The organism is Alphaproteobacteria bacterium (assembly GCA_030740435.1).
Lineage (GTDB): Bacteria > Pseudomonadota > Alphaproteobacteria > UBA2966 > UBA2966.
This window is the reverse complement of sequence record JASLXG010000038.1, coordinates 1-8621: the sequence shown is the minus strand read 5'-3', so window position 1 is coordinate 8621 and position 8621 is coordinate 1. Positions and strand designations below refer to the sequence as shown.

The following is an 8621-nucleotide window of genomic DNA, read 5'->3' as shown; positions in this document are numbered from 1 at the left end:
GGCTGGAAAACAGCTCGTTTACCAGGAATTTCGATTGCGCCCAGGCTCGAAGGACGCTGGCGCCACCGTGGCTTTCAAGCCTAAGCCGCATATCCGCAAGCGATAGGCCGGAAACATCAGACAACTCCTCGGAAATTATCTGAAGCGTTCCAGTCGGTTCATTGGATTCCTCTTGATCTGAATGCAAGACAGCTAGGGCGATTTCGGTGAAGATTTCTGCCGCCATTTGGTTCTGTAGAAGCTCGGCCGCATTGCCATCCGGGCCTGCCCGCGGCGTTGGTCCGCCATGCCGCCGCCCGCTTCGATTCCCTCGAAAGCGCCCAGGTCGCGATGCTGATGCAACTCGACTGGCGCTCGCTTGAATTCTCCCCGGCCACGATCCGCGAATTCATAGCCGAGATCCGCGACTACCGGCCGCTTGTCCTGCAACACGGCGAGTGGCGGGCCCTGGGCTGGCGTGACTTTCGCAAATTCGCTTTCGCCGCCCCCTTCGGCGAGCGTACCTGCACGCCGATGTTCTTGCATGAGATGGCCCAGTTGCCATCCCTCGTCCCCGGCCTCGACGAGGCCGGCTTGCACGTCGCCGGTTTCAATTGGTTCGTCGACTACCTGGTACTGCCGTTCTCTCTGGCCGCCTTCAAGATTTGGCCCGCTTCCCGACGGATCGAGCGTGCCCTCGGCGCGCTCCTGCACTGGGGCCTAAGGGCCTTCGCCAGACCGCCTTTCGCCATGATCGTGCTGCTCGAGGCCAGCGGCCGCCGCGGCGGACGGCCGGCATCGCTGCGCCTCGAAATCCGCCACGAAGACGCCTACGTCTTGACCGCCGCGGCAGCTACCTCGTGCCTGCTACAGAGACTCGACGGCAGCCTCTCCCGGCCCGGCCTCTGGTGTCAGGCCACCATCGTGAACAGCGATCGCCTGTTGCAGGACCTGCGGGACATGGGCGCCACAGTCGTGCTCACGCCTGACCCCGATCACCCGGCGTCAGCGACTTGATGGCAGCCTTTCGCGCCCCCCATCCACGCGCACCACCTCCACCCACGCCCCCTCTTCGTTTGACTCGGTCCGGCCGGCGCGGGTAGATTCGGGGCCTGATATATTAGTCGTGCAGAGGTGTGTTGGCGGCCTGGATCGGAGGGGGAAACCGGGTCTTGCCGGGTGGAATACAGGGCGGAAAAAGGGAGAATCCGATGTCAGTTTCGGAGATTTACGAGGCGGTTTCAGATTATGATGACGCCAAGGTGACGGAGCTCGTGAACGCCGAGGTGGCGGCCGGCACCGAGGTGCAGGTCATCCTCAACGAGGGCATGATCGCGGCGCTCGACGAGATCGGCCGCAAGTTCAGCGAGGGCACGCTTTTCGTGCCCGAGATGCTGATGGCCGCCGAGGCCGTGCAGGCCGGCCTGGAGATCGTCCGGCCGCTCTTGATCGACACCGGCATCAAGCCCGTCGGCTGCGTCGTCATCGGCACCGTCAAGGGCGATCTGCATGACATCGGCAAGAACCTGGTGGCCATGATGCTGGAAGGCGCGGGCTTCAAGATCGTCGATCTCGGCACCGACGTCGACGCCGCCCAGTTCATCGACGCGGCCCAGGAGAACGAGGCCGACCTGATCGCCATGTCGGGCCTCTTGACCACCTCGATGCCGGAGATGGAAAAGGCCGTGGTGGTCATCGACGAGGCCAACTCGACGCGCAACATGAACGTCAAGGTGATGGTCGGCGGGCCCCCCGTGTCGCAGGATTTCGCCGAGCGCATCGGTGCCTCGGGCTACGGCATCGACGCCCCCGGGGCCGTCGATCTGGCCCGCGGGTTAGTCCACTAAGCCGCACGGCGGCCGGGTAACCGGCCCGGATTTGGAGTGATCACGACATGACCTGGAGCCACCGGGAGCGCCTTCGCGCGGCGCTGCACCACGAGCAGGGCGACCGCATTCCCATCGATTTCGGCGGTGCCGAGTTCACCTCGATCACGCTGCTGGCCTATGAACGCCTGAAGGCGCACATGGGCGTGGACGCCGAAACCCGGGTCATGTCGATCATCCACTCGGCGGCCCATCCCGACGAGAGCATCCTCGAGCAATTCGGCGTTGACACGCGCAACATCCAGCCCGGGCCCTATGATGGCGGCCACCAGGAGTGGATCGACCCCAACCACTACATCGACATGTTCGGCGTCCATTGGAAGCGCACCGAAAAGGACATGGACCAGCATTTCCTGCATGTCGACGGGCCCTTCTACGAGGGCGATCTGACCATCGACCGCATCGACGCCTTCGACTGGCCCGACGGCAAGAATCCGGGCCTGGCGGCCGGCGTCGGCGAACGGGTGCAGGAAATCATGGCGGCCGGCTCCTATGCTCGCGTGCTTTATCTGCCCGGTGGCGTGATACACCGCGGCTATGCCATGCGCGGCTTCGAGAATTACCTGCGCGATCTCTACCGGCGGCCCGAGGCGCTGACCCATCTGATGGACAAGCTTTGCGATTTCTGGGTCGACACCGCCGTCAGCGTGCTCGAGGCGGCCGGGCCCGAGAACATCGACGTGGTCTATTTCGGCGAGGACCTGGGCACCCAGGAAGGCTGCATGTTCGACCCCGAGGGCATCTACGCCCGCTACTTCAAGCCGCGCCACCGGCGCATGGTCGAAACCGTCAAGTCGCGGGCCGACATCAAGATCTGCTTTCATTGCTGTGGCTCGGCCTACCACTTCATCGACCACCTGATCGACATCGGCGTCGATGCCCTCAACCCGGTCCAGGTGCGGGCCAAGAACATGGAACCGAAACGCCTGAAGGCCGAGTTCGGCGACCGGCTCTGCTTCTGGGGCGGCATCGACACCCAGCGCACGCTGCCCTTCGGAACCCCCGAGGAGGTGCGCCAGGAAGTGCGCCACATCATCGAGGTGCTGGGCAAGGGCGGCGGCTACGTCCTCAACAGCGTGCACAACATCCAGTCCGAAGTGCCGCCCGAGAACATCGTCGCCATGTTCGACGAGGGCCACAAACACAGCTACGCCCCGGCCGCCTGAGATGGCTACAAAAAGGGACGCCAAAGAAAGGGACGAAGCCCCCCCGCAAACGCTGCTCATCTGCTGCGGCGCCCTGGCCCGCGAGGTGGTGGCCCTGGTGCGCGAACAGGGCTGGGAGCGGCGCCTGCGTGTGGAATGCCTGCCGGCCAAGCTGCACATGGACCCGGAAAGCATCCCCGAACAGGTGCGCCAGAAGATCCGCGCGGAGCGCGACAACTACGACGACATACTGGTGTTCTACGGCGATTGCGGCACCGGCGGGCGGCTCGACGATATGCTGGAAGAGGAAGGCGTCGAACGCATCGAGGGCGCGCACTGTTACGAGATCTATGCCGGTTCCAGCCAGTTCAAGGAGATGATGCAGAACGAACCGGGCTCGTTCTTCCTTTCCGACTTCCTGGCCCGGCATTTCGAACGCCTGGTCTGGCAGGGCCTGGCGCTGGACCGCTTTCCGCAACTGCGCGACACCTACTTCGGCAACTACCGAAAAGTCGTCTACCTGGCCCAGAGCGAGGACAGCGAGATGGTCGACTACGCCCGCAAGGCGGCCGACATGCTGGGGCTGGAGTTCGAAATGCGCTACACCGGCATCGGCGGCTATCGGGACTTCCTCGAAGCCCGCATCGCCTGAGACGTACCAACCTGAGGGCCGAGTATGCGAAGCGCGCGACGTTGGGCGACGCGCAAGGCGCGATTGCTGGAGGGGCTGTTCGACCTGGTCGATCCCCTGGCCCGGGCGCTCCACCCGCTGTGGCGGCTAGTCGGCTATGGCCGCCTGGAACGCCCGGCGGCGGCGCTCGAGGCGCTCTTCAAGAAACCGCTGTTCGATTGCCGCATGTGCGGCCGCTGCCAGCTCGGCGCCAGCGGCATGACGTGTCCCATGAATTGCCCCAAGAGCATGCGCAACGGCCCTTGCGGCGGCGTGCGGGCGGACGGCGGCTGCGAGATCGATGCCGCCATGCCCTGCATCTGGGTCGAGGCCTGGCAGGGCAGCCAGCGCATGCGGGCGAACGCGCGCATCACGGCGTTGCAGCCGGCTGCCGATCATTCCCTGGGCGGCACCTCGTCCTGGCTGCGCCACATCCGCGAGGGCCGCGCGGCGGCCGCGGAGAAAGCGCCATGACCAGGGGGAAGAATGGGGGCTAACTACCCCATCCTGCCCGGCCACTCCTCGGGCGGCCGGCTCGAACGCGTGCTGCGCTCGGGCCGCTTTGCCGTCACGGCCGAGCTCAATCCTCCCGATTCGGCCAACCCCGAGGACACCTATGAGCGGGCGCTCGTGCTGTCGCGGGTCTGCGACGCCATCAACGCCACCGATGCCTCGGGCGCCAACTGCCACATGTCGAGCGTCGGTATCTGTGCGCTGCTCACCCGCGCCGGCTACTCGGTGGTGATGCAGATCTCGTGTCGCGACCGCAACCGCATTGCCATCCAGGGCGACGTGCTGGGCGCCGCCGCCATGGGGGTGAGCAACATCCTCTGCCTGACCGGCGACGGCGTCGAGGCCGGCGACCAGCCCGGCGCCAAGGCGGTCTTCGACCTCGACGCCATTTCGCTGCTGGAGACCATCCGCGGCATGCGTGACGACAGCCGGTTCCTTTCCGGCCGCACGATCACCAGTCCGCCCAGGGTGCTGCTCGGTGCCGCCGCCAATCCCTTCGCACCGCCCTTCGATTTCCGGCCGCTGCGGCTGGCCAAGAAGGTGGCGGCCGGCGCCCAGTTCGTGCAGACGCAATACTGCTATGACGTGGCACGCTTGAAGGACTATATGGTGGCGGTGCGCGACCTCGGGCTGGTGGAACGCTGCTATGTCCTGGTCGGCGTCGGGCCGCTGGCTTCGGCCCGGGCGGCGCGCTGGATCGGCGCCAACGTGCCCGGCGTGCACATTCCCGAGAGCACCATCGCCCGCCTGGAGGGGGCGGCCGACCAGAAGGACGAAGGCAAGCGCATCTGCGTCGAACTAATCCAGGAGATCCGCGAGATACCCGGCATCGCCGGGGTTCACGTCATGGCCTACCGCCAGGAGCACCTGGTTTCCGATATTATTCTCGAATCCGGCGTGCTGGAAAAGCGCCTGCCGGGCCACACGGAAGACAACCAAGCCGAGGAGTTAAGTTGACATGACAGAAACCGTATTGAGCTCACCCAGCAAGGAAGTGGTGATCGGCTTCGACCGACCCTTCGTGGTCATCGGCGAGCGCATCAACCCGACCGGGCGCAAGAAGCTGGCCGAGGAGATGGCGGCCGGCGATTTGAGCCGGGTGGAATCCGACGCCATGGCCCAGATCGAGGCCGGGGCCCACATGCTCGACGTCAACGCCGGCGTGCCCATGATCGACGAGGCCGAGCTGATGACACGCTGCATCAAGCTGGTACAGGGGCTCACTGATCTGCCGCTGTGCATCGATTCCTCGGGCGTCGAAGGCCTGACGGCCGGGCTCGAAGCCTACGACGGCAAGGCCCTGGTCAACTCGGTAACCGGCGAGGAAGAACGCCTGGAAGCGGTGCTGCCGCTGGTCAAGAAGCACGGCGCCGCCGTGGTCGCCATCTGCAACGACGAAAGCGGCATCAGCGAAGACCCAAACGTGCGCTTCGAGGTGGCCAAGAAAATCGTCGAGCGCGCCGAGGACCACGGTGTCGCGCGCGCCGACGTGCTGGTCGATCCCCTGGTCATGCCGGTGGGTGCAGTCAATCTTTCGGGCCGCTCGGCCCTGGAGATCGTGCGCCGGGCGCGGAGTGAGCTCGAGGTCAACACCATCTGCGGCGCCTCCAACGTGAGCTTCGGGCTGCCCAACCGGCGCGACCTCAACTGTGCCTTCCTCAGCATGCTGATCGGCGCCGGTCTGACCTCGGCCATCGTCAATCCGCTGCACCCCGAGGTGATCAACGCCATCACCGGGGCCGAGGTCATGCAGGGGCTGGACGACAACTGCATGCGTTGGATCAAGCGCTCGCGCAAGCTGGCCGCGGCGGCCAAGGAAGCGGAAGCAGCCGGCTAAGTTGGGAACGTCTCGATGACTGACGACGCCCTGGTGGTTTTTACGCCGTCGGGCAAGAGGGGGCGCTTTGCGCGCGGCACCCTGGTGCTGCTGGCGGCGCGTCAGCTTGGCGTCGACATCGACAGCGTCTGCGGCGGCCGCGGCATCTGCGGCCGCTGCCAGGTTGGCGTGAGCGAAGGTGAGTTCGCCAAGTTCGGCCTGGTCTCACGCAGCGACCACCTCTCGCCGCCGGGCGAGATGGAGGAACGCTTCGTCAAACAGGGCGGCATCCTGATCGCCGGCCAGCGCCTGAGCTGCGCCAGCGAGATCCGCGGCGATCTGGTGCTCGACGTGCCGGCGGCCAGCCAGATCCACCGCCAGATCGTGCGCAAGCGGGTCGAGAGCCGGACCATCGACATCGTACCGCTGGTCAAGCTGCATTATGTCGAGCTGGAGCCCCCCACCATCGACGACCAGACCAGCGATTATTCGCGCTTGCAGGCGGCGCTGGAGGCCGAGTGGGGGGTCAGCGCCGGGGCCCCCGGGCTGGCCTTCCTGCAGGCGCTGCCCCGGGCGCTGCGTGAGGGCGGCTGGCGCGTCACCGTGGCGCTGCGGGAGACGAGCCTGCCGATCGCCGTCTGTCCCGGCTTTCGCGACCAGGCCCATGGCCTGGCGGTGGACGTCGGCACCACCACCATTGCCGCCCACCTTTGCGACCTGCACAGCGGCGACGTGCTGGCCGCCGCGGGGGCCATGAACCCGCAGATCCGCTTCGGCGAGGATCTGATCAGCCGGATTTCCTACCTCCAGCTCAACCCGAACGAGGCCGACACGCTCAGCACCACCGTGCGCCGCGCCATCGCCGAGCTGGCGGCCGAAACCTGCGCCGAGGCCGGCATCAGGCCCGGCGATATCCTCGAGGCGAGCTTCGTCGGCAATCCCATCATGCACCATATTCTCTTGGGCCTGGATCCGCTGCAGCTCGGCCGCGCGCCCTTTCCCCTGGTCGTCGACGAGGCCGTGACGGTGGCGGCCGACGATCTCGACTTGGGTTTCCACGCCGGCGCCCAGGCCTACCTTCTGCCCTGCATCGCCGGCCACGTCGGTGCCGACACCGCCGGCGTTTTGCTCTCGGAAAGCCCGCACAGATCCGACGAGTTGGTGCTGATCGCTGACGTCGGCACCAACGCCGAGATCGTGCTGGGCAACCGCCAGCGCCTGCTGGCCTGTTCCAGCCCCACCGGCCCGGCCTTCGAGGGCGCCCAGATCGACGCCGGCCAGCGCGCCGCGCCCGGCGCCATCGAGCGCGTGCGCATCGAGCGCGAGACGCTGGCGCCGCGTTTTCGCGTCATCGGCAGCGAGCTCTGGTCGGATGAACCCGGCTTCCACGAAGCCATCAAGAGCTTCGGCGTCACCGGCATCTGCGGCTCGGGCATCATCGAGGCGGTGGCCGAGATGCACCTGGCCGGCATTCTCGCCTCGAGCGGCCTGATCGACGGCCGGGCCTGGGAGCAGAACCCCCATGTGGTGCCCGACGGCCGGGTCTTCTCATACCGCCTGTTTGCCGGCCCGCCGCTCATCGACATCAGCCAGACCGACGTGCGTGCCATCCAACTGGCCAAGGCGGCGCTCTATGCCGGGGCCAGGCTGCTGATGGACCGGCTGGGGGTCGAGACCCTCGACCGCATCGTGCTGGCCGGCGCCTTCGGCAGCTACATCGACCCCTTGCACGCCATGGCGCTGGGCATGATCCCCGATTGCCCGCTGGACCGCGTCTCCTCGGCCGGCAACGCCGCCGGCACCGGCGCCCGTATCGCGCTCTTGAACGCTGATATGCGGGGCGAGATCGAGGACCTGGTAGGGCGCGTCGAAAAGATCGAGACGGCGGCGGCGCCCGAGTTCCAAGACTATTTCGTGGCCGCCATGCCGCTACCCCACAAGGACCACGCGTTTCCCAACTTGCAACGGGCGCTGGATGACGGGCGGGCGTAGAACAACAGTGGCTCCCCCCTCCCTGCCCTCCCCCACAAGGGTGTGCAACCGGCGACATGGGTAACAGTTTAGCCCGACGACATGGGTAGCAGATTTCATGATTTGTTCTCTTGATGTTACGGTTGTTGCGGCGGTGGGCTTGTGGACAACGCGTTAGCGTTATCCACAAATCCACCGCCGGCCGCATTGCGCATTAGTTTGGCGCTGCGCGGCTTCAAGTGATCCAACGTGATCGGGCCATAGCGCAGCTCTAACAAGTCCTCTGCGACCTCCTGCACGCCGATCCACTCGCCGGCCAGGTTCTCGTTGATGTAGACCATCCGGCCGAACCATTTGATCGAACCGTCCTTGCGTACGTGGCGCTTGTCTATGCTCTCATCGAGCTCAGGAGAACGCAGCACGACGTCCCATGGCCGCGGTGAAGGCTGATAGTGCCGCGCCGGCGGGGTCTGAGACAGAGCTTCATGCGGGCGCTCCTCGTTGTAGATCCGTTGGAACCGACGGAAGCAATCGGCCTGGGTTCGCAGCGTCGCCGCCGGCGGGCTCGCCGTGTCTTGCTGCAACGTCAGGTGCATGCGTTCGTAACGGCCATTCTGTTCCGGATGCCCCGGCGCGATCCG

General features: G+C 66.0%; 10 protein-coding genes. 8 read left to right on the top strand and 2 right to left on the bottom strand.

Annotated elements, in window-relative coordinates:
- Positions 1–226 (bottom strand): hypothetical protein (locus QGG75_04465; protein ID MDP6066493.1); only part of this gene is annotated, 226 nt, incomplete at its 3' end.
- 50 nt (positions 227–276) lie between these two features.
- On the opposite strand from QGG75_04465, the gene QGG75_04460 reads away from it, so the two are divergent.
- From QGG75_04460 to QGG75_04425, 8 genes are all read left to right on the top strand, one after another.
- Entirely contained in the window at positions 277–996 is a 720-nt protein-coding gene (locus tag QGG75_04460) for a hypothetical protein (GenBank protein MDP6066492.1), read from the top strand.
- A gap of 194 nt (positions 997–1190) precedes the next feature.
- The gene (locus QGG75_04455) at positions 1191–1826 is read left to right on the top strand and encodes a corrinoid protein (GenBank protein ID MDP6066491.1); all 636 of its coding nucleotides are present in this window, start codon (positions 1191–1193) and stop codon (positions 1824–1826) included.
- A gap of 47 nt (positions 1827–1873) precedes the next feature.
- Positions 1874–3031 (top strand): uroporphyrinogen decarboxylase family protein, encoded by a 1158-nt coding sequence (locus QGG75_04450; GenBank protein ID MDP6066490.1) that lies wholly within the window; start codon positions 1874–1876, stop codon positions 3029–3031.
- Position 3032: 1 nt separating this feature from the next.
- Complete coding sequence (locus QGG75_04445; GenBank protein ID MDP6066489.1) at positions 3033–3662, top strand: DUF1638 domain-containing protein; 630 nt, start codon at positions 3033–3035, stop codon at positions 3660–3662.
- A 24-nt stretch (positions 3663–3686) separates the two neighbouring features.
- Positions 3687–4154: a methylenetetrahydrofolate reductase C-terminal domain-containing protein gene (locus tag QGG75_04440; GenBank protein MDP6066488.1), complete on the top strand. Its 468-nt coding sequence runs from the start codon at positions 3687–3689 to the stop codon at positions 4152–4154.
- Positions 4155–4166: 12 nt separating this feature from the next.
- Positions 4167–5150: a methylenetetrahydrofolate reductase gene (locus QGG75_04435; protein MDP6066487.1), complete on the top strand. Its 984-nt coding sequence runs from the start codon at positions 4167–4169 to the stop codon at positions 5148–5150.
- A gap of 1 nt (position 5151) precedes the next feature.
- Positions 5152–6030 (top strand): dihydropteroate synthase, encoded by an 879-nt coding sequence (locus QGG75_04430; GenBank protein MDP6066486.1) that lies wholly within the window; start codon positions 5152–5154, stop codon positions 6028–6030.
- Between the two features lie 15 nt (positions 6031–6045).
- Positions 6046–8001 carry an ASKHA domain-containing protein gene (locus QGG75_04425; protein MDP6066485.1) on the top strand — a complete coding sequence of 652 codons (1956 nt, stop codon included), beginning with the start codon at positions 6046–6048 and terminating at the stop codon, positions 7999–8001.
- 116 nt (positions 8002–8117) lie between these two features.
- On the opposite strand, the gene QGG75_04420 is transcribed toward QGG75_04425, so the two are convergent.
- On the bottom strand, positions 8118–8621 hold a 504-nt coding region (locus QGG75_04420; protein MDP6066484.1), incomplete at its 5' end, for an integrase core domain-containing protein.